Origin of the sequence: Comamonas guangdongensis (assembly GCF_041079535.1) — a bacterium.
Classification (GTDB): Bacteria; Pseudomonadota; Gammaproteobacteria; order Burkholderiales; family Burkholderiaceae_C; genus Comamonas; species Comamonas guangdongensis.
The window spans coordinates 209,045-235,506 of record NZ_JBFYGN010000004.1; the positions used below are offsets into that span (position 1 = coordinate 209,045).

The 26,462-nt window shown below is 64.6% G+C and carries 33 protein-coding genes; 8 read left to right on the forward strand and 25 right to left on the reverse strand.

What is annotated here, in order from left to right:
• Positions 1-14 precede the first annotated feature (14 nt).
• The 10 genes from AB6724_RS05300 to fliE are packed head-to-tail and all read right to left on the reverse strand — an operon-like array spanning position 15 to position 8,803.
• Positions 15-1,040 carry a flagellar hook-length control protein FliK gene (locus AB6724_RS05300; protein WP_369337462.1) on the reverse strand — a complete coding sequence of 342 codons (1,026 nt, stop codon included), beginning with the start codon at positions 1,038-1,040 and terminating at the stop codon, positions 15-17.
• Positions 1,037-1,342 (reverse strand): flagellar protein FliT, encoded by a 306-nt coding sequence (gene fliT, locus AB6724_RS05305; RefSeq protein WP_369337463.1) that lies wholly within the window; start codon positions 1,340-1,342, stop codon positions 1,037-1,039. The genes AB6724_RS05300 and fliT overlap by 4 nt, the downstream gene beginning before the upstream one ends.
• Positions 1,329-1,727, reverse strand: a complete 399-nt coding sequence (gene fliS / locus AB6724_RS05310) for a flagellar export chaperone FliS (protein ID WP_369337464.1) — start codon at positions 1,725-1,727, stop codon at positions 1,329-1,331. Before fliS ends, fliT begins: the two co-directional genes overlap by 14 nt.
• A gap of 23 nt (positions 1,728-1,750) precedes the next feature.
• Positions 1,751-3,220: a flagellar filament capping protein FliD gene (fliD, locus tag AB6724_RS05315; RefSeq protein WP_369337465.1), complete on the reverse strand. Its 1,470-nt coding sequence runs from the start codon at positions 3,218-3,220 to the stop codon at positions 1,751-1,753.
• A 36-nt stretch (positions 3,221-3,256) separates the two neighbouring features.
• Positions 3,257-3,697, reverse strand: coding sequence for a flagellar FliJ family protein (locus AB6724_RS05320; protein ID WP_369337466.1), 441 nt, complete (start codon positions 3,695-3,697; stop codon positions 3,257-3,259).
• Positions 3,698-3,705: 8 nt separating this feature from the next.
• Positions 3,706-5,028, reverse strand: a complete 1,323-nt coding sequence (locus AB6724_RS05325) for a FliI/YscN family ATPase (protein WP_439329830.1) — start codon at positions 5,026-5,028, stop codon at positions 3,706-3,708.
• A gap of 26 nt (positions 5,029-5,054) precedes the next feature.
• Entirely contained in the window at positions 5,055-5,744 is a 690-nt protein-coding gene (gene fliH / locus AB6724_RS05330) for a flagellar assembly protein FliH (RefSeq protein ID WP_369337468.1), read from the reverse strand.
• Positions 5,741-6,790 (reverse strand): FliG C-terminal domain-containing protein, encoded by a 1,050-nt coding sequence (locus AB6724_RS05335; protein WP_369337469.1) that lies wholly within the window; start codon positions 6,788-6,790, stop codon positions 5,741-5,743. Before AB6724_RS05335 ends, fliH begins: the two co-directional genes overlap by 4 nt.
• Positions 6,762-8,441, reverse strand: coding sequence for a flagellar basal-body MS-ring/collar protein FliF (fliF, locus tag AB6724_RS05340; RefSeq protein WP_369337470.1), 1,680 nt, complete (start codon positions 8,439-8,441; stop codon positions 6,762-6,764). The genes AB6724_RS05335 and fliF overlap by 29 nt, the downstream gene beginning before the upstream one ends.
• Before the next feature lie 26 nt (positions 8,442-8,467).
• Positions 8,468-8,803: a flagellar hook-basal body complex protein FliE gene (gene fliE, locus AB6724_RS05345; protein WP_369337471.1), complete on the reverse strand. Its 336-nt coding sequence runs from the start codon at positions 8,801-8,803 to the stop codon at positions 8,468-8,470.
• Positions 8,804-9,034: 231 nt separating this feature from the next.
• Between fliE and AB6724_RS05350 the strand changes: the two genes are divergently transcribed.
• The 7 genes from AB6724_RS05350 to AB6724_RS05380 are packed head-to-tail and all read left to right on the forward strand — an operon-like array spanning position 9,035 to position 15,204.
• Entirely contained in the window at positions 9,035-9,778 is a 744-nt protein-coding gene (locus AB6724_RS05350; RefSeq protein WP_369337472.1) for a hypothetical protein, read from the forward strand.
• A 4-nt stretch (positions 9,779-9,782) separates the two neighbouring features.
• Positions 9,783-10,121, forward strand: coding sequence for a FliM/FliN family flagellar motor switch protein (locus AB6724_RS05355; protein ID WP_369337473.1), 339 nt, complete (start codon positions 9,783-9,785; stop codon positions 10,119-10,121).
• Positions 10,122-10,138: 17 nt separating this feature from the next.
• Positions 10,139-10,906, forward strand: coding sequence for a flagellar type III secretion system pore protein FliP (gene fliP / locus AB6724_RS05360; protein ID WP_369337474.1), 768 nt, complete (start codon positions 10,139-10,141; stop codon positions 10,904-10,906).
• 4 nt (positions 10,907-10,910) lie between these two features.
• A complete protein-coding gene (gene fliQ, locus AB6724_RS05365) occupies positions 10,911-11,180 on the forward strand; it encodes a flagellar biosynthesis protein FliQ (RefSeq protein ID WP_369337475.1) in 270 nt (89 codons plus the stop codon).
• Between the two features lie 8 nt (positions 11,181-11,188).
• On the forward strand, positions 11,189-11,965 hold the full coding sequence (locus AB6724_RS05370; RefSeq protein ID WP_369337476.1) for a flagellar biosynthetic protein FliR: 777 nt from the start codon (positions 11,189-11,191) through the stop codon (positions 11,963-11,965).
• 3 nt (positions 11,966-11,968) lie between these two features.
• Entirely contained in the window at positions 11,969-13,108 is a 1,140-nt protein-coding gene (flhB, locus tag AB6724_RS05375; protein WP_369337477.1) for a flagellar type III secretion system protein FlhB, read from the forward strand.
• Positions 13,105-15,204 carry a flagellar biosynthesis protein FlhA gene (locus tag AB6724_RS05380; RefSeq protein ID WP_369337478.1) on the forward strand — a complete coding sequence of 700 codons (2,100 nt, stop codon included), beginning with the start codon at positions 13,105-13,107 and terminating at the stop codon, positions 15,202-15,204. The genes flhB and AB6724_RS05380 overlap by 4 nt, the downstream gene beginning before the upstream one ends.
• A 113-nt stretch (positions 15,205-15,317) precedes the next feature.
• Here the strand turns inward: AB6724_RS05380 and AB6724_RS05385 are convergent, their stop codons facing one another.
• Positions 15,318-16,055 carry a hypothetical protein gene (locus AB6724_RS05385; RefSeq protein ID WP_369337479.1) on the reverse strand — a complete coding sequence of 246 codons (738 nt, stop codon included), beginning with the start codon at positions 16,053-16,055 and terminating at the stop codon, positions 15,318-15,320.
• A 180-nt stretch (positions 16,056-16,235) separates the two neighbouring features.
• Here AB6724_RS05385 and AB6724_RS05390 point away from each other — a divergent pair, with 180 nt between their 5' ends.
• Positions 16,236-16,820, forward strand: a complete 585-nt coding sequence (locus AB6724_RS05390) for a hypothetical protein (RefSeq protein WP_369337480.1) — start codon at positions 16,236-16,238, stop codon at positions 16,818-16,820.
• A gap of 47 nt (positions 16,821-16,867) precedes the next feature.
• Here AB6724_RS05390 and AB6724_RS05395 read toward each other — a convergent pair whose 3' ends face one another.
• The 14 genes from AB6724_RS05395 to fusA form a co-directional block, all read right to left on the reverse strand.
• Complete coding sequence (locus tag AB6724_RS05395; protein WP_369337481.1) at positions 16,868-17,377, reverse strand: peroxiredoxin; 510 nt, start codon at positions 17,375-17,377, stop codon at positions 16,868-16,870.
• A gap of 114 nt (positions 17,378-17,491) precedes the next feature.
• Positions 17,492-17,761: a 30S ribosomal protein S17 gene (rpsQ, locus tag AB6724_RS05400; RefSeq protein WP_003059401.1), complete on the reverse strand. Its 270-nt coding sequence runs from the start codon at positions 17,759-17,761 to the stop codon at positions 17,492-17,494.
• A 9-nt stretch (positions 17,762-17,770) separates the two neighbouring features.
• Positions 17,771-17,968, reverse strand: a complete 198-nt coding sequence (gene rpmC / locus AB6724_RS05405; protein WP_003059403.1) for a 50S ribosomal protein L29 — start codon at positions 17,966-17,968, stop codon at positions 17,771-17,773.
• Between the two features lie 10 nt (positions 17,969-17,978).
• Positions 17,979-18,395 (reverse strand): 50S ribosomal protein L16, encoded by a 417-nt coding sequence (rplP, locus tag AB6724_RS05410; RefSeq protein ID WP_003059405.1) that lies wholly within the window; start codon positions 18,393-18,395, stop codon positions 17,979-17,981.
• Between the two features lie 2 nt (positions 18,396-18,397).
• A complete protein-coding gene (gene rpsC, locus AB6724_RS05415) occupies positions 18,398-19,267 on the reverse strand; it encodes a 30S ribosomal protein S3 (protein WP_369337482.1) in 870 nt (289 codons plus the stop codon).
• Between the two features lie 16 nt (positions 19,268-19,283).
• Positions 19,284-19,616 carry a 50S ribosomal protein L22 gene (rplV, locus tag AB6724_RS05420; RefSeq protein WP_003059408.1) on the reverse strand — a complete coding sequence of 111 codons (333 nt, stop codon included), beginning with the start codon at positions 19,614-19,616 and terminating at the stop codon, positions 19,284-19,286.
• A 10-nt stretch (positions 19,617-19,626) separates the two neighbouring features.
• The gene (rpsS, locus tag AB6724_RS05425) at positions 19,627-19,902 is read right to left on the reverse strand and encodes a 30S ribosomal protein S19 (protein WP_003059413.1); all 276 of its coding nucleotides are present in this window, start codon (positions 19,900-19,902) and stop codon (positions 19,627-19,629) included.
• Positions 19,903-19,912: 10 nt separating this feature from the next.
• The gene (rplB, locus tag AB6724_RS05430) at positions 19,913-20,737 is read right to left on the reverse strand and encodes a 50S ribosomal protein L2 (protein ID WP_369337483.1); all 825 of its coding nucleotides are present in this window, start codon (positions 20,735-20,737) and stop codon (positions 19,913-19,915) included.
• Positions 20,738-20,739: 2 nt separating this feature from the next.
• The gene (gene rplW, locus AB6724_RS05435) at positions 20,740-21,054 is read right to left on the reverse strand and encodes a 50S ribosomal protein L23 (RefSeq protein WP_066483824.1); all 315 of its coding nucleotides are present in this window, start codon (positions 21,052-21,054) and stop codon (positions 20,740-20,742) included.
• Complete coding sequence (gene rplD, locus AB6724_RS05440; protein ID WP_369337484.1) at positions 21,051-21,674, reverse strand: 50S ribosomal protein L4; 624 nt, start codon at positions 21,672-21,674, stop codon at positions 21,051-21,053. Before rplD ends, rplW begins: the two co-directional genes overlap by 4 nt.
• Entirely contained in the window at positions 21,674-22,348 is a 675-nt protein-coding gene (gene rplC, locus AB6724_RS05445; RefSeq protein ID WP_369337485.1) for a 50S ribosomal protein L3, read from the reverse strand. Before rplC ends, rplD begins: the two co-directional genes overlap by 1 nt.
• Positions 22,349-22,564: 216 nt before the next feature.
• On the reverse strand, positions 22,565-22,876 hold the full coding sequence (gene rpsJ, locus AB6724_RS05450; protein ID WP_003059431.1) for a 30S ribosomal protein S10: 312 nt from the start codon (positions 22,874-22,876) through the stop codon (positions 22,565-22,567).
• 25 nt (positions 22,877-22,901) lie between these two features.
• Positions 22,902-24,092, reverse strand: a complete 1,191-nt coding sequence (tuf, locus tag AB6724_RS05455) for an elongation factor Tu (protein WP_369337411.1) — start codon at positions 24,090-24,092, stop codon at positions 22,902-22,904.
• Positions 24,093-24,272: 180 nt separating this feature from the next.
• Entirely contained in the window at positions 24,273-26,381 is a 2,109-nt protein-coding gene (fusA, locus tag AB6724_RS05460) for an elongation factor G (protein WP_369337486.1), read from the reverse strand.
• Positions 26,382-26,462: the final 81 nt, after the last annotated feature.

The following is a 26,462-nucleotide window of genomic DNA, read 5'->3' on the forward strand; positions in this document are numbered from 1 at the left end:
TCCTCCTGCACTGCCTAGGCAGCGCCATTCCAGGCCTGCAAGGCCTGGCCTATCTCATCGTCCTCGGCCAGCTGCCAGGGTCTGTTGCCGTCGCGCGGCTGGCCGCCCTGGCCGTTGGCCCCGGCGTGCCGGCCCTGGGCCACCACCACGGAGGCTTCGCCGCTGGTGCGCGCCTGCAGCTCCTGGCGCAGGCCTTCGGCCAGACCTGCCAGCTGGCGCCCGACCTCGGCATGCGAGGCCTGCATCCACACCTGCACACCCGCGCCGTCGTGCTGGATACGCAGCTCCACCGTGCCCAGCTGCGGCGGATCCAGCCGCACCGTGGCGACCTCCACACCCTGGGCCTGCTGCCACTGGATCCGGTCGGACAAGGCTTGCAGCAAAGGCGTTGCCGAGCGCGCCTGGGGCGCGGCAGCGGCCGCTGCCACTGTCGGCGGCTGGGCCTGGCCCTCATTGCGCTCGGGCGCCACGACCGGCGCCGCGCCCTGCAGCGAAGTCGCATCCACCACCGCAGCCACGCCGGCTTGCAGCCGCTCGCCCGATGCGGCTGGGGCGCTGGCGGCTCCCGCCGCTGCCGCCTGGCCCAGGGGCAGGCGCGACATCTGGCTGCGCGCCAGGGCGTCCACCGCGTCGCTCGCCGGGGGCGCCCCCTTCGCGCTGTCCACGGCCTTGCGAGCGAGCTCTGCCGCCCCGGTGATGGCGGCAGGCGCAGCGTCCCCGGCGCCGGGCGCTACGGCAGCCATGGCCGGCTGGGCTGTGGGCTGCCACACGGGAAGAAAGCTGGCGAGTTCCTGCCATGCGGCCTGGTCGGGGCTGTTTTCCTGCGCTGCTGCGCCCTCGTCCTGATGCACCTCACCGACCGGCGCGGCCGCATCGCCGAGCACGGCCTGGGCCACGGCAGCAAACAGCTGCAGCGGCTGGACGGCGTCCGGAGATGGGGCTGCGGCGGCCTGATCCGCGGCCGGCGCCACGACGGCGCTAGGCGCAGCAGTGGCGGCCGCAGGAGCTTCGGCCTGTGGTGCCAATGGCAATGCGTTCATGAAAACTGCTCCTGCCATGCATAGGCTTTATGGGCTTCGTTCTGGTTCTGCAGGTCGCGCAGACGCTCGCCGGTTTCGGCCAGAGCCAGCTGGCAGGCCGCGCGCGCCTGGGCATGGGCCCGGGCAATCTGCTGCCAGGCCGCCAGCACTGCGGCATCGCCGGGCAGCGCGGCAGGCGGCTGCTGCGCCCACTGCTGGGTCAGGCGGTCCAGCTGCGCCAGACGCTCCCAGTCCTGGTCAGCGCCCGCTGCGGCCAGTTGCTGGGCCAGCGCCTGCAAGCGCGGGAGATCAGAGACGGGCATCCGCCATTCCCTGCCAGCCCGCCCGCAAGGTCTGGACTATGCCCAGCACCTCATCCACCTTGGACACATCCATCTCGAACCCGGCCTGATTCAGGCGGTGGGCGCAGAAGTCATACAGCCGCGACAGGTTCTCCACCACGCCGTTGCCGGTGTCGGCCTCCAGCGCGCTGCCCAGACCCGTGAGGATGTCGGCACATTTGGCGATGGAGTGGGCTTTTTCCTCGAAGCGCTGGTGCTCGATGTGCATGCGCAGACGCGCCATCTCCTCCAGCAGGCCATCCACCAGCATCAGCACCAGCTCCACGGGCGATGCCTGGGCGGTTTGCGCCACCATATTGGCGGCGCGGTAGCCGCCGTATCCTTCGTTCCAAATCTGCTCGTTCATGTGTCAAGAGGACGCGGTCCGGCTCACTTGGAGGAGGACGAGAACAGCGAGCCCAGCAGGCCCGTGGTGTTGCCCATCGTCGCTTCCAGGTTGGCCAGCGCCGTAAATTGCGTCAGATAGCGTTGGTAGGCCTGGTCATGCAGGCGGTCGATCGTGCTCTGGTCCTTGGTGTACTGGGCCAGCTGTTTTTGCAGACCGTCCTGACGGTTCTTGAGATAGCCCGTCGTGGAGTTGGTCCAGGTGTTGATATAGGTCTGCAGCGTCCCCATCACGCCGCTGCGCTTGTATTCCAGCGTATTGGTCTGGCCCAGCAAGGTGTTGAGGCCGTCGGGGTTGGCTGCCACCTTCTTGGCGAAGCGGTCGGCATCCAGAGCGATGGTGCCGTCCCGCTGGGCGGAGATGCCGTAGTCCGTCAGGCTGACGCCGCCGACACTGGTGCGCAGCAGGCTGTTGAGCTGGTTGCGCAGGCCGCGCACGCCGGAATCGCCGTTGAGGGGGCCGGCCGAGACCTTGGTGTCGGCATTGCCCGCGGCGGTCAGCTTGTCTATGGCCTTGACCAGGGTGTTGTAGGCATCGACAAAGCCCTGCATATTGCTCTTGGTGGCGGAGTCGTCCTTGGCCACCGTGACCGTGAACGGGCTGGAGCTTGCCTCCTGCAGCACCAGCGACAGGCCCTCGATGCCGGTATAGGTGTTGGAGGCCTGGCGGATTTCCGCGCCGCTGCCGCCGCCAAGGCTCAGCACCGCGTTCTGCGCCAGGGCCAGCTGGGTGCCGCCTATGCCCGAACCACCCGCAGGCGGCATGGTGACGGCAGTGCCCGCCTGATCTTGCGTCTTCAGCGCAGCCACGGTATTGGCCCAGTCGGCAGCCAGTTGCGCAGCGTCCGCGGCAGCCGTGCTGGTGGACACCTTGTGCAGCTGGAACGCATTTTCCAGGCCGGTGCTGGTGGCATTGAGCAGCAGCTTTTGCTCGCCGTTCTCGGTGACGACGGCGGCCGTGATCTTGCCTTCGCTGGCCTTGTTCAGAGCGCGGGCGATTTCCGTGACGGACAGCTTGCCGTCATGGTTCTCGTCGGCGGCGCTCAGGTCCAGCTGGATGTAGCCGCTGCCACCCAGGGTGGTCACCACCAAGGTGGTGTCCTGGGGGTAGCTGGTATCGAGCGCGAGGCCCAGCTCCTGCATGGAGTACAGCGACTGCTGGGCCGTGGCCAGCTGGCTCACGGAAAAACTGTAGGTTCCCGCCGAGGCGCTGCTGCTGGCCGACGCCGTGGCCGCCGTGCTGCGCGAGACCGTGGCGGTCTGCGCCACCACGCTGCCCTTGCCGGACAGGGTACCCAGCGCCGTGGTGAACGTGGACAGGGCCGACTGCAGGCTGCTGAGCGCCGTGACCTTGCCTTGCGCCTTGCTGGTGCCGGTGTTCACCTGCGTCTGCCGCGCGTAGATATAGCTGTCTGCCAGAGCCTTGGCGGTAGAGACCGGATCGTAAGTTGCCACTGTATTCCCCTTGTATGCGTTCGCGGTTGGGCGGTACTAGCGGTTTCCGGTATCCGACAGGCGCCGCTGGCGCTGCCATGTCTGGCCGGCCAGTTCATCCATGCGCTTTTGTTCCTGGCGCTGCTGCTGCACGGCCAGGTCGGTGCGTGCTCGCTCCAACACCGACTGCATGCTTCCATGCTGCCGGACGGCCGCCTGCAGTTGCGCCTGGGCCTGGGCATATTCGAGCTGCTGCACCCCGAAGGTGTCGCGGCATTGCTCGGCCATGTCCAGCAGCCCGGAACGGAAACCCGCTGCGTTCGCATACAAGGCGACGTTGGCGTGCAATTTCTTCACTCCGGCGCTGTCGGCCATGCTGCGCAGGCGGTCCAGCTGGCTGCGCGTGTGCTCCAGCCGCTCGCGCGCCTGGCTGGTTTCGGCCAGGTTCTGCTGGGCGCGCTGGTCCAGCACCTGCACCCAGCGGGACAGAGCCGTCATGGGGACACTCATGCCAGCACCTCCCGGAGTTGGGCCCAGCAGGCCGGCAGCGCCGCGGACTCATGGGTGCCCTGGCGCACATAGGCCTCGAGCTGCGGCCAGCGCTGCACCGCCCGGTCGGTGCGCATATCCGCACCGGGCACATAAGCCCCCATGGGAATCAGGTCCCCGACCTGGGCATAGCGCGACATCAGTTCCTTGGCCTCGCGCGCCGCCTGCAGCTGGGCCTCGGACACCACCTGGGGCATGCAGCGGCTGATGGAGGCCCCCACGTCGATGGCCGGGTAATGCCCGCGCTCCGCCAGCTCGCGCCGCAGCACGATGTGACCGTCCAGAATGGCTCGCGCCGTGTCCGCGACCGGGTCCTGCTGATCATCGCCTTCGGCCAGCACGGTGTAGATGGCCGTCATGCTGCCCGCGCCCTGCTCGCCGTTGCCCGCGCTCTCCACCAGCTGGGGCAACATGCTGAACACCGACGGCGGATACCCGCGGGTGGCCGGCGGCTCGCCCAGGGCCAGCGCGATCTCGCGCCGCGCCATGGCATAGCGGGTCAGCGAATCCAGCAGCAGCAGCACATTGCTGCCCTGGTCGCGAAAATGCGCGGCGATGCTGTGGCACAGCTCGGCCGCCATCATGCGCAGCAGCGCAGGCTCGTCGGCCGGCGCCACCACCACGATGGCCCGGCGCATGCCTTCCGGGCCCAGAGCCTGGTCTATGAACTCCCGCACTTCGCGGCCGCGCTCGCCGATCAGGCCGACCACGATGACATCCGCCTCGGTCTGGCGCGTCACCATGCCCAGCAACACGCTTTTGCCCACCCCGCTGCCGGCGAACAGCCCGACGCGCTGGCCGCGCCCCAGCGTCAACAGACCATTGATGCAGCGCACGCCCACGTCCAGCGCCTGGTCTATGGGGCGCTTCTTCAGCGGATGCACCTTGGGCGGCTGGGCCGGCAAAGGCGTCTCGCCGCCCAGCCGGCCCTTGCCGTCCAGCGGCTCGCCCAGGCCGTTGACCACCCGGCCCAGCCAGGAAGGGCCGATCAGCGGCTGCTGGTGCTCGCCTTCGGGCACCACGCGTGCGCCCGTGGCCAGGCCCGTGGCCAGGCCTGCGGCCTGGCGCAGCGGCATCAGATAGGACACGGCACCGCGAAAGCCCACGACCTGGGCCGGCAAAGGCATGCCCGAGGGGCTGTCGATCAGGCAACGCGCACCCAGCGGCAGCGCGGCGCCCGTGCTCTCCAGCAGCAGTCCGGTGGCGGCATGCAGGCGGGCCGTGGGCTGTGCCACGGGCACATCCTCCAGCCGGATGCTGCGCAGCGACTGCGCCAGCACTCCCTCTGCCGCGGCCACCGGGCCCGTCATGGCGCGGGCTCCTGCAGCAACTGCCCCCGCACCTGCTCCATGCAGGCGGTCAGACGCTGCTTGCAGCCCGCGTCCACCTCTTCTTCTCCGACCAGCAGCCGGCACTCGCCGGCTTCCAGCCCGCTGTCGGCCTGCAGCTGCCAGGCGGGAATGCGCGCGGCATCCAGCTCCTGAATGCGCTGCAGGTCGGCGGGATTCAAAAAGACATGCACGGTGCCCGTGCGCTGCGGCATGCCGCTCAGGGTTTCCTCGACCAGGGCCAGAATCTGCGCGGGCTGCAGCGTCAGCTCGCAACGCACCACCTGACGCGCCACTTTTTCCACCAGTCCGACCAGATCCTTGCGCAGGCTGGCCTCCCAGTCCGCATGCAGGGCCTGCAACTGCGCGGTCAGCGCCGTCACCGGAGCCCCCAGGCGCTGCAGCTCGTCGCGGGCACCGGCCAGCGCCTGCGCGCGGCCCGCATCCAGACCGGCCTCATGACCGGCCGCATAGCCCGCAGTTTCACCTTCGCTCTGCCCCTGTGCAAAGCCCTGCGCATGTCCGCGCTGTGCGGCCTGCTCGTAGGCCTGGGCCAGCTCCTGGGCGCCCGCCGAAACCGGCGCGTCCTGCGCCTGCTCCGGATGCGTGCTGTCGGCCAGCACCAGGTCCAGCGGCGGAAAGTGGTAGGGGCGGTAGCGCACGCTCATTCCACCACGGCCTCGGCAAACAGCTGGATCTCCAGCTCTCCGGCCTCGACCATGGCCTTGACCAGGTCCATGATTTCGCGGCGCGCCTGCTCCACGCGACTGAGCGGCACGGGGCCGCTGCGGCGCATCTGGTCCTCGAAGCTCTGCGCCTGGCGGCGGGGCATGGCGCCCAGCACGGCCTTGCGCACGGCAGGCTCGGCGCCCTTGAGGGCCAGGGCCCAGAGCTCGGCGGGCACGGCTTCGATGATCTGGGTCAGCGAGGTCTCGGACTGGGTCGACAGCATGAAGAAGTCGTACATCTCGGTCTCGATCGCCGAGGTGATCCCCGGGTCGCGGGCGCGCAGCCGCTCCACCAGCTCCTGCTTGTTGCCCGGAATGCGGTTGAGGATCTCCGCCGCCTGCTTCACGCCCTCCATGGCCACGCTCTGGGTGCCGAACTCGCTCAGATACTGATCGGTCAGCAGCTCCAGCTGCACCAGCAGGTCGCGGTCTACATCCTTGAGCTTGGCCACGTTCAGCACCAGGGCCTCGCGCCCCGATTCCGGCAGGTACTCGATCACATCGCCGGCCAGCTTGGGCGGCAGGAATGCCAGAAACACGGCCTGCATGCGCGGATGCTCCTGCGCCAGGCGCTCGGCCAGCCAGGCCGGCGAAGCCCATTGCAGCCGCCCCATCTTGGGCCGGATCTCGTCGCCGTAAATGCTGTCGAGCACGCTGCCCGCGATATCGCTGCCCAGGGCCAGGCCCAGCGAGCGCTGCAGAAAGCTGCGCGAGGCGCCGTGCACGCCGCTTTGCTCGCGGTAGTCGTCAAAGAAATGCTGCAGCGACTGGCGCACCGAATCCACGCGGATGCCGCTCATGCGCGACATCACCTGCGTCACGGCGAGCAGGTCTTCGCGCTCCAGGCAGCGCAGCACGCCGGCCGCGGGCTCCTCGCCCATGCTCAGCAGCACGATGGCCGCCTGCTCGATCAGGTTCAGGCTTGCCTCCTGCCTGGCGGCCAGTGCCGCCGCGCCCTCAGCGCCCGTTACCAACTGGTTGGCCATGCTTTTGCACCCATTGTTTGACCACTTCCGCGACGCGCTCGGGCTCCTTGGCCGCCAGCGTGCGCAGGTGTTCCACCATCACATCCACCTCCGAGCCCGGCGGCGGCAGGTCCACGTCCTCCAGCAACGGCACCATGGACAGCTCGGCCGACGGCCTGGCCGCGGCTTGCGGAGCCTGCAGCAGACCGGCGGCGCCGGCCGCGGCGCCCAGGAGGGCGGGCTCGGCAGCTGTCGTGGCGGCAGTGCGCCCGCCTTCGCGCAGATGGCGCAGCACGCCATTGACCAGGCGCACCAGCACCACCAGCACCACCACGCCGGCCAGGCTCCACAACACCATCACGGCGATGTCGAACCAGTGCGAGGGCTGCTCCCACCAGGCGGGCAGCGCCAGCGGCGCCTTGAAAGCCATGCTGGCGACCGCGATCTGGTCGCCGCGCGCGGCATCCACGCCCAGGCCCACGCGCAGCAGCTTTTCCACGCGCGCCAGCTCCTCGGCAGTCCAGGCCTTGGCTTGTTGCGGAGCCACGGCATCGTCCAGCATCACGGCCACATGCAGCTTGTTGATGCGGCCCTTGCCGCGCTTGACCTGCACCACGTTGCGGTCATAGGCATAGCTGCGCGAGACCGCGGCGCGGAAATTGCCGTTGGCAGCGTCCTTGGCCGCGTCTTTTCCAGGCTCGGCCTGCACATTGACCGGGCGATTGCTCAGCGAGCCCGGCACGCCCAGCGCCACGCCGCCATGGCGGTCGTTTTCCTCGCGCGTGGCCTCGCTGAGCACGCGCGGATCGCCGCTGTAGCGCTCGAAGGACTCCTCGGTGCGGTCCTGGCTCAGGTCCGCCGTCACCGTCACGCGGAAATGCCCCTCGCCCACGGCGGCCGTCAGCAGCTCCTGGGCGTTCTGACGCAGCTCGGCGCTGAGCTTGCCGGCCTGCCCCTCCTGGGCCAGGGGGTCGAAGCCTTCGGACAGGTCCACGCGCGCGGACAGAAAGTTGCCCGCCTGGTCGGTCAGCGCCACGCGCTGCGGCTCCAGGCCGGCCACGCTGCTGGCTACCATGTGGATGATGGCCGCGATCTGTTCCTGCTTGAGCTGCTGGCCCGGCTTGAGCTGCAGCACCACCGAGGCCGAACTCTTGTCGCCGGTGTTCACCACGAACGAGGAGGAGCGCGCAATCGACAGATGCACGCGGGCCGCGGCCACGGCGTCGAGCGAGCCTATGCTGCGCGCCAGCTCGCCCTCCAGGCCGCGGCGGAAACGCACGTCCTGCACGAACTGGCTGACGCCCAGCGGATCGTTGCGATCCATCAGCTCCAGGCCCTCGGGCAGCTTGGCCGCGACTCCCTTGGCGGCCAGCAGCATGCGCGCACGGCCGAGATCGGTATCGGCGACCAGCACCTGGCCGGAATCAGGATCCAGCCGGTATTTGAGTCCGTCGGCCTCCAGCACCGACACCACGTCGGCCGTGGCCACGTTTTCGCGGGCACCGAACAGGGGCCGGTAGTGACCGCTGCCCTGCCACATCAGCAGCACCACGACGGCGGTCACGATGGCCGCCACCAGCACCAGGGGCAAGGCCACGCGCGCCAGGCCGGGATGGCTTGCAAATGAGAGCACACCGCCCTTGCCAGGCAGGCTCGATAGACGGTTTTTCATGGAATCCAGCAGCTGCATCGCGAACCTCAGACCTGAAGCTTGACGACTTCGTCGACCGCGCCCATGACCTTGTTGCGCACCTGCATCAGCATGGAGAACGACAGGCCGGCTTCCTGGCTGGAGAGCATGGCGCCCACCAGGTCATCGCTGTGGCCGGCGTCGACGGCGGCCATGCGGTCGGAGGCCGCACGCCCCTGGGCATCCACGGACAGCACAGCGCCTTCCATGAGGCGCAGAAAGCCGCTGCCGGAGGCGGGCTGATCGGCCGCAGGCGCGATGGGCGACTGGGCCAACTGCGGAGCCGCCATGGGCTCGAAAGCCACCTGGGAGCGCAGCAGAAGGCTGGAAGGTTCGATCTTCATCGGTACGTCCCCAGCCATGCCACCCGCGCATGCATGACGCGTACAGGTGGCAGCCCTCAGGGAATAAGTTGTTGCACGAATAGTATACTATTCACAATTGATACAAATTGAATCGCTTTACCAAGACACTTGGATTTCACAGTGCAGACGGCATTTTTTCTTCAGAATCGCACTGCACTACCGCATCAAACTAAAGCGTAAAAGATATCTATTGTGCAGAATGCAACAGCCTTGAACCCTGTCTTGCTAGGCCGTCCGGTGCAAGCCTTCGACCAGCTGGCCCTGCTGCTGGCACAGCAGGTGCAGGCCGCGCTGCAGCGCACCGGTCACCGGCAGGTGAACCTGCACATCGCCCAGACCCAGTTCCTGCCGCAGCGCAGCCCCGCCCCCGCCCGGATGCAGGTGCAGATGCAGCGCGCCACCGTGCTGGCCCATATGGCGGCCCGCTACGGCTTCAGCGCCGAGCCCATGCCCCAGGGGGTTGACGCGCCTCCCGTCAGCAGCACCGAGCAGCGCATTCACGCCGCACTCGACGCCGCGGTGTGCGCGGCCGCGCAAGACCTGTGCGCCCAGGCCCAGGCCGCGCTGCAGGAGCAGCCCGCCACCACGGCCAGCGCCTGGCAGTGGCAGGCCCAGATCCAGATCGGCGACGGCGACTGGCAGCCTCTGCTGCTGACCCTGGACGCCGACACCAGCCGCACGCTGGAGCACTACGCCCTGCAGCTGCGCCGCAGCCAGCGCCCGGCCGCAGCCGCCCAGGCCAAGCCGGCCGCCCCCCTGCACGTGGACGTCACCGCCTGCCTGCTGGAAAAAACCGTATCCACCGCCGACATCCAGGCCCTGCGCCCGGGCAGCGTGCTGCCCATCGCCCTGGGCCGCGCCACGGTGCTGCTCAACGGCCAGGCCCTGCTGTCTGCGGCCGTGGCCGAGCACCAGGGCAAGTTGCATCTGACGGCTTTCGAGACTTTGGAGTAAACCCATGGACCTGCAAGACCTGCTGGACAGCCCGGTGGACACCGGCGCCGAACTCAGCCCCCCTCCCGTAGCCAGCGCCGCCGCCGCGCACAGGCTGTCGCCTTTTCTGCATCGCATTCCGGTGACGCTGACGCTGGAAGCCGGCTCGGCCCGCATCACCCTGCAGGAGCTGGCCGAACTGGGCGCCGACAGCGTGGTGCCGCTGGACACCATGGTCGGCGAGCCCCTGACCATCAAGGTCAACGGCACGGCCATCGGCAAGGGCGAGGTCGTGGTCAGCGGCGAGGCCTACGGCCTCAAGGTGCTGGAGCTGCACGCCGAGCTGCCGGCACTGGACCTCTGAGCCGCCCGACTCCTCACATGCCTGCTTCCATCCACAGGGCGCCACGCGCCCTTGTTTTCTTGGCGCTGGCCGCCGGCCTGTGGACGCTGCTGCCGCATGCGCAGGCGGCCAATATCCCGCTGCTGGAAAGTCAGCAAAGCCATGGCGTGACACAGCTGTCGGTCAAGACCGAGGTGCTGGTGCTGATGACGCTGCTGGGCCTGCTGCCCATGATGGCGTTGATGATGACCACGTTCACGCGCTTCATCATCGTGCTGGCGCTGCTGCGCTCGGCGCTGGGCCTGCAGCAGGGCCTGCCCACGCGGGTGCTGACCGGCGTGGCGCTGATCCTGACCCTGCTGGTCATGCGCCCCGTGGGCGATCGCCTGTGGACCGAAGCCTTCGAGCCTTACGAGAAGGACAAGATCGGCCTGATCGAAGCGCTCAAGCGCGCGGAAAAGCCCATGTCCGACTTTCTGCTGGCCCAGACCCATGAAGCGGCGCTCAAGCAGGTCAGCGCCCTGGCCAAGGAAGGTCCGGTGGCCGATCCCAGGGACCATGCCTTCACCGTCAAGGTGGCGGCCTTTGTGCTGAGCGAGCTCAAGACCGCCTTCATGATCGGCTGCGTGCTGTTCATCCCCTTCCTGGTGATCGACCTGGTCGTCTCCTCGGTGCTGATGGCCATGGGCATGATGATGCTGTCGCCGCTGGTGATCTCGCTGCCCTTCAAGATCCTGCTGTTCGTGCTGGTGGACGGCTGGTCGCTGACCGTCAACACCCTGGTCACCAGCGTGCAGGGGCTGTAGCGCCATGACTCCCGATATCGCCGTCGACCTGCTGCTCCAAGCCATCCGGCTGGTGCTGCTCATAGTCTGCGTGCTGGTGGTGCCCGGCCTGGTCACGGGTCTGCTGGTCAGCCTGTTCCAGGCGGCCACGCAGATCAACGAGCAGACGCTGAGCTTTCTGCCGCGCCTGCTGGTGACGCTGCTGGCCCTGGCGCTGAGCGCGCGCTGGCTGGTCACCCAGCTGATGGACTTCTGCGTGCGCTTCTTCCAATACGCCAGCACGCTGCTGGGCTGAAACGCGCCATGGAGCAAGGCCTCTACCCCTTTCTGCTGCACTGGCTGCAACTGCTGTGGTGGCCGTTCGCGCGCACCATGGCGCTGCTGGCCTTCGCGCCCATCTTCGGCGACGCCACCGTGCCCATGCGGGTGCGCGTCATCCTGGCGCTGACCCTGGCGGTGGTGGCCCTGCCCAGCGTGGCCCCGCAGGTCACGCCCGTGAACGCTCTGTCGCTGACCGCCGTGGCGCTGACGCTGGAGCAGATCGCGATTGGCGCCGTGCTCGGCCTGGGACTGCAGTTTGCGGCCACGGCGCTGAACATCTTCGGCTTTCTCAGCGCCTCGCAGACCAGCCTGGCCATGGCCATGCTCAACGACCCGGTGCACGGCAGCTCGTCGGACGCGCTGTCGCTGCTGGCCCTGCTGCTGGGCATGCTGCTGTTCTTCCTGCTGGATGTGCATCTGCTGGTGACCGGCATCCTGGCCGCCAGCTTCGATGCCTGGCCCGTGGGCCAGAGCCTGGCGCGGCTGCAGCTGCAGACCGTGGCCTACAACGTGGGCTGGGTGTTTGCGGCCGCCTTTCTGCTGGCCACGCCCATCATCTTTTCCGCCATGCTGGTGCAGCTGGGCTTTGGCTTCATGGCCCGCATCTCGCCCAGCCTGAACATCTTTGCGCTGGGCTTCTCCGTGGTCACGCTGTTCGGCCTGGCCATGCTGGCCTTCATGCTGCGCCATATCCCCGCGCACTATCTGCAGATGACTCAGCGCACGCTGGACATGCTGACCCAGCTGATGAAGGGCTGACGCATGGCCGAGAGCTCCGGCGACAAGTCCGAACAGGCTTCGGATCACAAGCTGCGCAAGATGCGCGAGGAAGGCCAGGTGGCCCGCTCGCGCGACCTAGCCACGGCCGTGGGCCTGGTGGCCACGCTGCAGGTGACGGCGCTGTTCATGCCCGACTATCTGCGCCAGTTCCACGGCCTGTTCCAGCGCGGGCTGGCAGATGCCTCCGGGCCCGGCGCCATCGACAGCATGGTGGGCGCGGTCTGGGCCGACGCGGCGCGGCTGTTCCTGCAGATGCTGCTGCCGCTGTTCATCACCCCGGTGCTGACGGGCCTAGCCTCGCTGGTGCCCGGCGGCTGGCTGCTGTCGCTCAAGAACCTGCAGCCCAAGTTCGGCCGGCTGAGCCCCAAGCAGAACCTGTCCAAGTTCTTCAAGTCCAAGCATTACGGCGACCTGCTGATGGCCGTGCTCAAGGTGCTGGCCGTGGCCGGCGTGGTCTATGCGTTCTGCAAGGCCAATATGCGCCACTTCACCGCCCTGCCCTCCATGACCCTGGACCTGGCGGTGCGCGAAGGCGTGAGCCTGTTCCTCTCGGGCGTGATGTCCATCGTCATCATCTTCGTCATCCTGGCGCTGATCGACGTGCCGCTGCAGCGCTTTTTCTTTCTGCGCGGCCAGCGCATGAGCAAGCAGGAAGTCAAGGAAGAGCACAAGAGCAACGAAGGCCGGCCCGAGGTCAAGAGCCGCATCCGCCAGATCCAGCGCCAGCTGGCCCGCCGCAGCGTGCGCGCCACCGTGCCGCAGGCCGATGCCGTCATCGTCAATCCCGAGCACTATGCGGTGGCCGTGCGCTACGACACCCAGCGCGCGGAGGCGCCCTTTGTGATTGCCAAGGGCGTGGACGAGATGGCTTTCTACATCCGCGAGATCGCGCAGCGCCACCAGGTGGAGGTGGTCAGCCTGCCGCCGCTGGCGCGCGCCATCTATCACAGCAGCCAGGTCAACCAGCAGATACCCGCCGTGCTCTACCGCAGCGTGGCCCAGGTGCTGCACTACGTGCTCCAGATCAAGGCCTTCCGCCAAGGCCAGCGACCCGCACGCCCCGAAATGCCGCAGGCGCTGGACGTGCCTGCCGAACTGTCCGATCCGCCCCCCGCACCATGAAGCCCTATCTCGCTGCCCTGCGCCAGTCGCTGTCCCGCCACCAGTGGGCCGTGCCCGTGTTTCTGCTGGCCCTGCTGGCCATGGTCATGCTGCCGCTGCCGCCCCTGGCGCTGGACATCTTCTTCACCTTCAACATCGTGCTGTCCCTGGTGGTGGTGCTGGTGGCCGTGGGCGTGAAGCGGCCGCTGGATTTCGCGGTCTTTCCCACCATCATCCTGGCCACCACGCTGCTGCGCCTGGGGCTGAACGTGGCCTCCACGCGCGTGGTGCTGCTGCACGGCCAGAACGGCCCGGACGCGGCCGGCCATGTGATCGAGTCCTTCGGCAATGTGGTGATAGGCGGCAACTTTGTCGTGGGCCTGGTGGTGTTCATCATCCTGATGATCATCAACTTCGTGGTGGTGACCAAGGGCGCGGAGCGCATCTCCGAGGTCTCGGCCCGCTTCACGCTGGATGCCCTGCCCGGCAAGCAGATGGCCATCGACGCCGACCTGAATGCCGGCCTGATCAACCAGCAGCAGGCCCAGGTGCGGCGCAAGGAGGTCGCGACCGAGGCCGACTTCTACGGCGCCATGGACGGCGCCTCCAAGTTCGTGCGCGGCGATGCCATCGCCTCCATCCTGATCCTGGTGATCAATCTGATCGGCGGCGTGGCCATTGGCTCGCTGATGCACGGACTGCCGCTGGGCGAGTCCTTCCGCCTGTATGCGCTGCTGACCATAGGCGACGGCCTGGTGGCCCAGATTCCCGCGCTGCTGCTGTCGGCGGCGTCGGCCGTGATCGTGACCCGCATCAGCGATGCGGACGCGGGCGAGTTCTCGGAACAGGTGCACCAGCAGCTGCTGGCCAAGCCCTCGGTGCTGTATGGCGCGGCGGCGGTGATGCTGGTGCTGGGCCTGATCCCCGGCATGCCCTGGCTGCCCTTCCTGGCCTTTGCGGCGGTGCTGGTGCTGGGCGGCTGGGTCATGGCCAAGCGTCCGGAGCGCGCCCAGCCCGCGGCCGAAGACCAGCGCCTGCTGCAGAACGTGACGGCGGCGGTGCAGGACTTTGGCTGGCAGAGCCTGCCCATCACCGAACCGCTGTCGGTGCGCGTGGGCTATCGCCTGGTCAGCCAGCTGGATCCGGCCCAGGGTGCGCCGCTGGCCACGCGTCTCAAGGGCGTGCGCCAGAGCCTCAGCGAGAGCATGGGCTTTGTGCTGCCCCCGGTCCATGTGCGCGACGACATGACGCTGCCGCCCAACCAGTACACCATACTCATCCACGACGCCGTCGTAGCCCAGGCCGAGGTCCATGCCGACCGGCTGATGGCCATTCCCTCGCCCCAGGTCTATGGCCAGCTCGACGGCATTCCCGGCATCGAGCCCGCCTACCAGCTACCCGTGACCTGGATCGAGCCCAAGGACAAGGCCCATGCGCTGGGCATGGGCTACCAGGTGGCCGACTGCGTGGGCATCGTGGCCACCCATGTGACGCGCGTGGTGCGCCAGCATCTGGACGAGCTGATCCGCCACGAAGACGTGCACGCCATGCACGAGCGCCTGAACGCCCTGTCGCCCAAGCTGGCCGCGGCGCTGGAAAAATCCTGCCCCGCCCCGCTGCAGCACGCGGTGTTCAAGCAGCTGCTGCGCGAAGGGGTGTCGCTCAAGGACATCGTGCTGATCGCCACCGCGCTGGTCGACAGCAGCGAGGCCACCAAGGACCCCATTCTGCTGACCGCCGAGGTGCGCTGCGCGCTGCGCCGCCAGATCGTCGGCGCGACGCTGGGGCCCGCGCCGGAGATCAAGGCCTTCACGCTGGGCAATGAGCTGGAGAAGCTGCTGCTGGGCGCGCTGAGCACGGCGCGCCACACGAACAAGAAGGTGCCGCTGGACAACTATCCCGTGGACCCGCAGCTGCTGGGTCAGCTGCAGGAGCACATGGCCCATGCGCGCGACCTGATGAAGCAGCAGGCCACGCCCCCCGTGCTGCTGGTCTCGCCCCAGCTGCGCCCGCTGCTGGCACGCTATGCGCGTCTGTTTGCCCAGGGCCTGCAGGTGCTGTCGTTCAACGAAGTGCCCGAGGGCCGGGAGCTCAAGGTGCTGGGCACAATGGGATAAAACAGGAGCAGTCCTCGCTCTGGCGGCCTCAATATCCAACGCATTTCATTCTAAAAAGCAGGCAGAGCAGGCGCCGAGCGCTCCGCTTTGTCATGCAATCCGCGCCCGCCCGCTTACTTGGCGGCGCAGGCGGATGTCTCGCCTTCGGCGGCTCCATGGCGCCGGCTCATCCAGGCCGGCAGGCTGACCTGCATCTGGTCGCTGCCCTGGATCAGCGCATGCAGCGGCGTTCCCGCACGGATATAGGCCACCTGGCGCATGCGGACCGGATCGGGCCAGTCGGCCAGCGGCAGCACCAGCACGTCGATATGCCTGAGGTCTTCGTCCTCGTAGAGCAGGCGCTCGAACAGGTCCGGGCGCAGCGCCATCTGCCGCACATGGCCCATGTCCCGTGCGGCATTGCCGCCCTCGGCCGCCACCCACTGCGCAAAGCGCGCCAGCATCTCTTTCTGCAGCTCCGCGGCGCTGCGGCGCACGTTCAGAAAGCGCAGCTGCGCGCCCTGGCTGCGCAGCATCTGCCGGGTCACCGCGGCCGCGGCGGGCGCGCCTACATCCACCTGCAGATGCAGATAGGCAAAACCCGCCTGCGAGGTTCTGGCGACGCCGCGCCAGTGCTGGAGCTCGTCCAGCGCATCGCGGATGCCGAACAAGGCCAGCAGCCCCTTGCCGGGCTGCGGCGCGCGCGCATCCATGGCCCGGTCGTGGAAGGGAATCGAGGCCGCAATCAGCTCCACCCCCTGTTCCCGCTGACTGACGCTGTGCACCCCCACCAGTGGCTGCACTTTCTGGCCGTGCATGCGGATCAGGCTGAGCAGCGTCAGCTGGACATGGGAAGAAGCGCTCTGGGTCATGGGATGGAAGGTCGGATCATTCCTGCGTTACGAAGATAAAAACTAACGTACAGTATATTCGTATTGCTAAATTTATCTTGATTCTGAAACAATTTGTGCAGCTTGCCAGCTCTCGATGCTGCAACTGCACAAAGCTTTGCAGCAAAGCAGAGATTTGTAAATCATTCACACTCTTTCACCATGATCCCCACCAACCGCCCCGTCCTTGGCCGCGATCTGGACGCCGTGCGCCAGGAATTCGGACTCCTGACCAATGACATCATCTGGGTGCTGAGCATGTCCATCACCCGCTGGATGCAGATCGTGCGCCAGGCCCCGGACGAGCCGGTGAAGGACCCGACCCTGGCCCTGCTGGTGCGCTTTCTGGCCCAGCACCCGGAGCTGGCCGTGGTCCCTAAGCAGCCCTCGGCGGCGGAAATGTTTGCGCTGATGAACGAGATCGCCGATGTCGAACCCAAGCGCTTCGCCACCTACTTTGGCGCCGAAAGCTCGGCCGCCTACCGCTGGATGCGGCCCGATGCGCGCCCCTCGTCCACGGTCACGCGGCTCATGCATTTTCTGAAAACGGCGCTGCTGATGCAGGATGCGGCCGGGCGCACCCAGCTGCTCGAAGACTGGCGCAAGACCGTGGAGCAGGAAGCGCGCATCCGTGGCGTGCAGAACGTGTTCAAGACCGGCCGCTGGACCACCCCCATCCTCGACAACGGCGCGCCTTCCTCGCCCCTCAGGCCGCGCGCGGCGTCCTCCGACAGCGAGGAAACATAAAAAAAGCGCTGCCGTGGCAGCGCTTCGGAGCGACAGAGCGCTAAGGCTTATGCGGCCTTGACCTGAGCCAGCATGGTGTCGGCGTCGCTGACCTCGAACTTGCCCGGGCCTTCCACGTTCAGCGTGACGACCTTGCCGTCCTTGACCAGCATGGAGAAGCGGTTGGCGCGCAGGCCCAGGCCCTTGCCGTTGAGGTCCAGCGTCAGGCCCGTGGCCTTGGCGAAGGCGGCGTCGCCGTCGGCGATCATGCGCACCTTGCCGGCCACCTTCTGGTCGCGGCCCCAGGCACCCATGACGAAGGCATCGTTCACGGACACGCACCAGATTTCATGAACGCCAGCGGCCTTGAGCTCGTCGGCCTTGGCCACATAGCCGGGCACATGCTTCTCGGAGCAGGTCGGCGTGAAGGCGCCGGGCACAGCGAACAGCGCAATGGTCTTGCCGGCCAGAGCCTCGGGCAGCTTCACGGCGTTGGGGCCGATGCTGCAGCCTTCGCCTGCCACTTCCACATATTCAGCCAAAGCGACTGCGGGCAGGGTGTCTCCAATTTTGATCATGACTTTCTCCTTTGTTGCAAAGCATGGACCGCCGACAGGCGGCCCAAATAAAAAAACGACCCACGCATTGTGGGTCGTTTTCAAGGGCTTTGCAGCCGGGCAAGCCAGTTAGGCTTACACCAGAGCGGCCTTTTGCACCAAGCGGGTAGCAACCCAGTTCTTGGTCTTGGAGAGCGGACGGCTCTCGGTGATTTCAACCACGTCGCCCAGCTTGTACTCACCTTGCTCGTCGTGAGCGTGGTACTTGCTCGACTTGATCATGATCTTGTCGTAGATGGGGTGCTTGACGCGGCGTTCCACCAGAACGGTCACGGTCTTGGCACGCTTGTCGCTGACCACCTTGCCAATCAAGGTGCGCTTGAGGGATGTTTTAGCTTCCGTCATGTCGGCTCCTTACTTGGCGGCTTGCTTTTCAGCAAGGATGGTCTTGGCACGAGCGATGTCGCGGCGGGTAGCCTTGATGGTCGCAGTGTTGCCCAGTTGTTGCGTGGCCTTTTGCATGCGCAGACCGAAGTGAGCCTTTTGCAGGGACTTCACTTCAGCTTCCAGACCGGCCACGTCTTTTTGGCGGAGTTCAGCAGATTTCGTCATGTTGATCTCCTTAAGCACCAATGTGACGGGACACGAAGGTCGTGCGCAGAGGCAGCTTCGCAGCAGCCAGGCGGAACGCTTCACGGGCCAGCTCTTCAGGCACACCCACGATTTCGTAGATCACCTTGCCGGGCTGGATTTCGGCCACGTAGTACTCGGGGTTGCCCTTACCGTTACCCATACGCACTTCGGCGGGTTTGGTAGAGATGGGCTTGTCCGGGAACACGCGGATCCAGATACGACCACCACGCTTGACGTGACGGGAAATTGCACGACGTGCAGCTTCGATCTGGCGTGCGGTCAGACGACCACGGTCAGTAGACTTCAAACCGAAATCGCCGAAGGCAACGGAATTGCCACGGGTAGCGATGCCGGTGTTGCGGCCTTTTTGCTCCTTACGGAACTTGCGGCGTGCAGGTTGCAGCATGTTTATTCTCCTTTACCGTCCGCTGCTGTAGCGGGCGCGTCAGCCTTACGAACGCGCTTAACGGAATCAGCACCAGCGCCAGCAGGCTTGTCGCTGCCATCGGCAGGAGCGGCATTGGTACCAGCGGGACGGCGACCACCACGGCCAGCGCCATCACGGCCATCACGGCGACCGTCACGACGGGGACCACGAGGACGACGCTCGTCTTCAGGACGGGGCGTTTCCACTGCGGGCAGGTCGTTGCGGCCCAGGGTATCACCCTTGTAGACCCAGACCTTCACACCGATCACACCGTAGGTGGTCTTGGCTTCGGAGAAGCCGTAATCGATGTCGGCACGCAGAGTGTGCAGAGGCACGCGGCCTTCGCGGTACCACTCGGTACGAGCGATTTCGATACCGTTCAGACGACCGGAAGACATGATCTTGATGCCCTGGGCACCCAGACGCATGGCGTTCTGCATGGCACGCTTCATGGCGCGGCGGAACATGATGCGCTTTTCCAGCTGCTGGCAGATGGAGTCGGCGATCAGCTTGGCATCGATTTCGGGCTTGCGCACTTCTTCGATGTTCACGGCCACGGGCACGCCCAGACGAGTCGCGAGTTCCTTCTTCAGGTTCTCGATGTCTTCGCCCTTCTTGCCGATCACCACGCCCGGACGAGCCGAGAAAATGGTGATGCGGGCGTTCTTGGCAGGACGCTCGATCAGAATGCGAGCCACGGCGGCATTCTTCAGCTTGGCCTTCAGGTACTCGCGAACCTTGATGTCTTCGGCCAGCATGCCGGCGAAGTCACGGTTGCTTGCGTACCAGCGGCTTGCCCAGTTGCGGCTCACCGCCAGACGGAAGCCGGTAGGATGGATTTTCTGTCCCATATTCTTCCTTTAGGCCTCAGTTACCCACTGTCACGTAGATGTGGCAGGTAGGCTTGCTGATGCGGTTGCCACGGCCCTTGGCGCGAGCAGTGAAACGCTTGAGCGTGGTGCCTTGCTCGACGTAGATGGTCTTGACCTTCAGTTCGTCGATATCGGCGCCGTCATTGTGCTCAGCGTTGGCGATAGCGGATTCCAGAACCTTCTTCACGATCACGGCAGCTTTTTTCTGCGTGAACTGGAGAATGTTCAGAGCTTGATCCACCTTCTTGCCGCGGATCAGATCCGCGACCAGGCGACCCTTGTCAACAGACAGGCGGACGCCACGGAGAACAGCACGTGTTTCAGACATGTTCTATTCCTTACTTCTTGGCTTTCTTGTCCGCAGGGTGACCCTTGAAGGTACGAGTCAGCGCGAATTCACCCAGCTTGTGGCCGACCATCTGGTCAGTCACATACACCGGCACGTGTTGCTTGCCGTTGTGCACGGCGATGGTCAGACCGATGAACTCGGGCAGAACCATGGAGCGACGCGACCAGGTCTTCACTGGCTTCTTGTCCTTGGTGGCGATGGCCTTTTCGACCTTGGCCAGCAAGTGATGGTCAACAAACGGACCCTTTTTAAGAGAACGAGTCATTTGCTACCCCTTACTTCTTGCGGCGCGACACGATCATCGTCTGTGTGCGCTTGTTGTTACGGGTGCGGTAGCCCTTCGTCAGGTTGCCCCATGGGTCAACTGCGTGACGGCCTTCACCGGTCTTGCCTTCACCACCACCGTGCGGGTGATCGACAGGGTTCATCACCACGCCGCGAACGGTCGGGCGAATACCCATCCAACGCTTCACACCGGCCTTGCCCAGACGGCGCAGGCTGTGCTCTTCGTTGGCAACTTCACCGATGGTGGCACGGCACTCGATGTGCACCTTGCGCACTTCGCCGGAACGCATACGCACTTGGGCGTAGATGCCTTCACGGGCCAGCAGCGTGGCGGACGTACCAGCCGAGCGGGCGATCTGAGCACCGGCACCGATCTTCAGTTCGATGCAGTGGATGGTCGAACCCACGGGGATGTTGCGGATAGGCAGGGTGTTGCCCACGCGGATAGGAGCTTCGGAGCCGCTGACGATGGTGGCGCCCACTTCCAGGTTGCGAGGAGCAATGACGTAGCGACGCTCGCCGTCGGCGTAGCACACCAGAGCGATGTGGGCCGTACGGTTCGGATCGTATTCAATGCGCTCAACCTTGGCGGGGATACCGTCCTTGTTGCGCTTGAAGTCCACCACGCGGTAGTGGTGCTTGTGACCACCGCCCTTGTGGCGAGTCGTGATGTGACCGTTGTTGTTACGGCCGGCCTTCTGGAACTGAGGTTCCAGCAGGGGGGCGTAACCTTCACCCTTGTGCAGGTGGTCACGGGTAACCTTCACCGTGCCGCGCTGGCCGGGGGTCGTAGGTTTGAGCTTGATAACAGCCATGATTAAGCAGCCTCCCCAGACAGGTTCAGCTCTTGACCGGGCTTGAGCATCACGTATGCCTTGCGCACGTTGTCGCGGCGGCCCACGGTCTTGCCGAAGCGCTTGGTCTTGCCCTTGGTGTTCACCACAGACACGCCTGCCACTTCAACCTTGAACATCAATTCCACAGCGGCCTTGATTTCGGGCTTGGTAGCGTTCTGCAGCACCTTGAATGTCACAGCGTTGGACTTTTCAGCAACCAGAGTGGCCTTTTCGGACACGATGGGAGCCACCAACACTTGCATCAGACGACCTTCGTCAAACTTGAGCGTGCTCATGCGAACATCTCCTTGAGTTTGTCGATCGCACCCTTGGTGATGAGCACTTTCTTGTAGTGCACCAGCGACACGGGGTCAGCATAGCGCGGCTCAACCACGAACACGTTCTTCAGATTGCGGGATGCCAGGTACAGGTTCTCGTCGATTTCCTCGGCGATCACCATCACCGACGAAGACACGTTCATAGCCTTGAACTTGTCTGCCAGCACCTTGGTCTTGGGGGTATCCAGCGTCAGCGAATCCACCACGGCCAGACGGCCTTCGCGGGCCAGCTGCGACAGGATGGAAGCCATACCGGCGCGGTACATCTTCTTGTTGATCTTCTGCGCGAAGTTTTCTTCGGGCAGGTTCGGGAAGATGCGACCGCCGCCACGCCACAGAGGCGAGGAGGACATACCAGCACGTGCACGGCCGGTACCCTTCTGCTTGAAGGGCTTGGCGGTGGTGTGACGCACTTGTTCACGGTCCTTCTGGGCGCGAGTGCCTTGACGCGCGTTGGCACGGTAGGCAGTCACCAGCTGGTGGACCAGATCTTCGTTGAATTCACGACCAAACACGGTCTCGGGAGCATCGAACTTGGATGCGGCCTGGCCTTGTTCATTCAGGAGTTCGAGCTGCATTAGTTCGCTCCTTTAGAAGCTTTAGCCTTGATAGCGGGACGCACTGTCACAAAGCCACCCTTGGAGCCAGGAACAGCGCCCTTGATCAAGAGCAGTTGACGTGCTTCGTCGATGCGAACCACGTCGAGATTTTGAGTAGTGACGGTTTCGTCGCCCATGTGGCCGGTCATGCGCTTGCCGGGGAACACGCGACCGGGGTCTTGTGCCATACCGATCGAGCCGGGGACATTGTGCGAACGGCTGTTACCGTGCGATGCGCGCTGCGACGAGAAGTTGTGACGCTTGATCGTACCGGCGTAGCCCTTACCGATGGAAGTGCCTTGCACGTCCACCTTCTGGCCAACGCTGAACAGTTCGGCCACGGGCAGAACGGCACCAGCGGCGTACTTGCCAGCGGTTTCATCGGTCACACGGAATTCACGGGTCACTTCACCGGCTTCGACACCCGCCTTGGCGAGGTGGCCGGCTTGAGGCTTGGTCACGCGAGAAGCCTTGCGTGCACCGAAAGTGACCTGCAGGGCCACGTAGCCATCGTTCTCTTGGGTTTTGACCTGAGTCACGCGGTTGTTGGAAACATCCACCACTGTGACAGGCACTGCGTCCCCATCATCAGTGAACAGACGCATCATGCCCACCTTGCGACCCAGCAACCCCAGGGAGTTGCTCAGACTCATTTGTTTGCTCCAAAACTTTTGCCGCTGAAACTGCAATTGGCCCAGCGTTGCATCCTGCTCGCTATGAGCCGACGCACAAAAGAAGGTTAATAAAACTTCGCATCAATAAACGCGAAGCCCCAAAGTTTAACGCGAACTGCTTTTTCAAGCAAGTTCGCGCCAAACAAAGACCCTTAAAAGCCTCCAGGGATGCTCCCTGGAGGACTCTCAAAACTCTTATTGCAGCTTGATTTCGACGTCCACACCTGCGGGCAGGTCCAGCTTCATCAGAGCGTCAACCGTCTTGTCGGTCGGGTCGACGATGTCCATCAGACGCTGGTGAGTGCGGATTTCGAACTGGTCGCGGCTGGTCTTGTTGACGTGCGGCGAACGCAGGATGTCGAAACGCTTCATGCGTGTCGGCAGGGGCACGGGGCCCTTGACGATGGCGCCGGTGCGCTTGGCAGTGTCAACGATTTCGGCTGCAGACTGGTCGATCAGCTTGTAGTCGAAAGCCTTCAGGCGAATGCGGATCTTTTGCTTAGACATTGTTAATTCCTAGCTTTTCTAAGAATTAGGCAATGATCTTGGCAACCACGCCAGCGCCCACGGTACGGCCACCTTCGCGGATAGCGAAGCGCAGACCTTCTTCCATGGCGATGGGGGCGATCAGCTTCACAGTGATCGACACGTTGTCACCAGGCATCACCATTTCCTTGCCTTCGGGCAGCTCGATGGAGCCGGTCACGTCGGTCGTACGGAAGTAGAACTGGGGACGGTAGTTGTTGAAGAAAGGAGTGTGGCGACCGCCTTCGTCCTTCGACAGCACGTACACCTCAGCGGTGAAGTGGGTGTGGGGCTTGATGGAGCCGGGCTTGCACAGCACTTGGCCGCGTTCCACGTCTTCACGCTTGGTGCCGCGCAGCAGAAGACCCACGTTGTCGCCAGCTTGACCTTGGTCCAGCAGCTTGCGGAACATTTCCACGCCGGTGACGGTGGTCTTCTGGGTGTCCTTGATACCGACGATTTCGATTTCTTCGCCGACCTTGATGATGCCGCGCTCGATACGGCCGGTCACCACAGTGCCGCGACCGGAGATGGAGAACACGTCTTCCACGGGCATCACGAAGGCGCCGTCAACAGCACGCTCGGGAGTGGGGATGTAGGTGTCCAGAGCTTCGGCCAGGCGCAGGATAGCGGGCTCGCCCTTGTCGGATTGGTCGCCTTCCAGGGCCAGCTTGGCCGAGCCGCGGATGATGGGGGTGTCATCGCCGGGGAAGTCGTACTTGGACAGCAGCTCGCGCACTTCCATTTCGACCAGTTCCAGCAGTTCTTCGTCGTCCACCATGTCGGCCTTGTTCAGGAACACGATGATGTAGGGCACGCCCACCTGACGCGACAGCAGGATGTGCTCGCGGGTCTGGGGCATGGGGCCGTCAGCAGCCGAGCAAACCAGGATAGCGCCGTCCATCTGAGCAGCGCCGGTGATCATGTTCTTCACATAGTCGGCGTGGCCGGGGCAGTCCACGTGAGCGTAGTGGCGGTTAGCCGTTTCGTACTCGACGTGCGAAGTGTTGATCGTGATACCACGAGCCTTTTCTTCAGGCGCGTTGTCGATCTGGGAGTAGTCCTTGGCTTCGCCGCCGAAGTGCTTGGACAGCACGGTGGCGATAGCAGCCGTCAGGGTGGTCTTGCCGTGGTCAACGTGACCGATGGTGCCCACGTTCACGTGGGGCTTGGTCCGTTCGAATTTTTCCTTTGCCATGATTTCTCCAGAAAGAGCAAAAACCTGTGTGATGTTTAAGGTCTGCACCTCATTGCTGATTCGCCCCGCACAGGCGACAGGACGGCATGGGATCGCAGACCGGCAAAAATCGCGGCAGCCCGCCAGGGACTGCCGCGAAGAGAACCGTCAATTATGACCGATTCGTCAAACCTGCGCTAATTACTTGGCGCGGGCAGCAACGATGGCTTCAGCCACGTTCTTGGGAGCTTCAGCGTACTGCTTGAATTCCATCGTGTAGCTGGCGCGACCTTGAGTCATGGAGCGCAGCGAAGTGGCGTAGCCGAACATCTCGGACAGAGGCACTTCGGCCTTGATGGCCTTGCCGCCACCGACCATGTCGTCCATGCCCTGCACCATGCCGCGACGCGAGGACAGGTCGCCCATCACGGTACCGGCGTAGTCTTCGGGCGTTTCCACTTCCACGGCCATCATGGGCTCGAGGATCACGGGGCTGGCCTTCTTGGCAGCTTCCTTGAAACCGAAGATGGCGGCCATCTTGAACGCCATTTCGTTCGAGTCCACATCGTGGTACGAACCGAAGGTCAGACGCACCTTGACGTCCACCACGGGGTAGCCGGCCAGCACGCCGGAGGTCAGGGCTTCGATCACGCCCTTTTCCACCGCAGGGATGTACTCGCGAGGAACCACACCGCCCTTGATTTCGTCCACGAACTCGAAGCCCTTGCCGGCTTCCTGAGGTTCCAGCGTGAACACCACGTGACCGTACTGACCCTTACCGCCGGACTGACGCACGAACTTGCCGTCCACATCGGTAACCGTCTTGCGGATCGTTTCGCGGTAGGCAACCTGGGGCTTGCCCACGTTGGCTTCCACGTTGAACTCGCGCTTCATACGGTCAACGATGATTTCCAGGTGCAGCTCGCCCATGCCGGCGATGATGGTCTGACCGGATTCTTCGTCGGTACGCACGCGGAAGGAAGGATCTTCGGCAGCCAGACGCGACAGGGCGATGCCCATCTTTTCCTGGTCGGTCTTGGTCTTGGGTTCCACGGCCTGTGCAATCACGGGCTCGGGGAAGACCATGCGCTCGAGCACGATGGGAGCTTCGGCAGCGCACAGGGTTTCACCCGTGGTCACATCCTTCAGGCCCACGCAGGCAGCGATGTCGCCGGCACGAATTTCTTCGACTTCCACGCGGTCGTTCGCCATCATCTGCACGATACGGCCGATACGCTCCTTCTTGCCCTTGACCGAGTTCAGCACGGTGTCGCCCTTGGTCAGAACGCCGGAGTACACGCGCACGAAGGTCAGCTGGCCCACGAACGGGTCGGTCATCAGCTTGAAAGCCAGAGCCGAGAACTTCTCAGCGTCGTCGGCCTTACGCGACAACTTCTTCTCTTCGTCATCGGGGTCGGTACCGGTAACGTCGGGAATGTCCACAGGAGCGGGCAGATAGTCGATCACGGCGTCCAGCATGCGCTGCACACCCTTGTTCTTGAAGGCGGTGCCGCACAGCATGGGCTGGATTTCCACGGCCAGCGTGCGGGCGCGGATACCAGCCTTCACTTCTTCTTCCGTCAAAGTACCTTCTTCCAGGTACTTGTTCATCAGGTCTTCGCTGGCTTCTGCGGCGGCTTCCACCAGGTTCTCGCGCCACTTGTTGGCAGCTTCAGCCAACTCAGCAGGGATGTCCTGGTATTCGAACTTCATGCCCTGGGAAGCTTCGTCCCAGATGATGGCCTTCATCTTGATCAGATCGACCACGCCCTTGAAGTTGTCCTCGGCGCCGATGGGGATCACCACGGGCACGGGGTTGGCGTTCAGACGCGTCTTCATCTGGTCATAGACCTTGAAGAAGTTGGCACCGGTACGGTCCATCTTGTTCACGAAGGCCAGACGAGGGACTTTGTACTTGTTGGCTTGACGCCACACGGTTTCGGACTGAGGCTGCACGCCACCCACAGCGCAGTACACCATGCAAGCGCCGTCCAGCACGCGCATGGAACGCTCCACCTCAATGGTGAAGTCCACGTGGCCGGGGGTGTCGATGATGTTGAAGCGGTGTTCGGGGTAGGACAGGTCCATGCCCTTCCAGAAGCAGGTCACGGCAGCAGACGTAATCGTGATGCCGCGCTCTTGTTCCTGCTCCATCCAGTCGGTGGTAGCAGCGCCGTCGTGCACTTCGCCCAGCTTGTGGGTCACACCGGTATAGAACAGGATACGTTCTGTCGTGGTGGTTTTGCCTGCGTCGATGTGCGCCGAAATACCGATATTGCGGTAGCGCTCGATGGGGGTCTTGCGAGCCATGATGGATCCTTGATTGATCGTGTAAGAGATCTGCCTCAGCTAGTCTTGCAGGACTGGAAAGGCAGTGATCTATATGGGGGC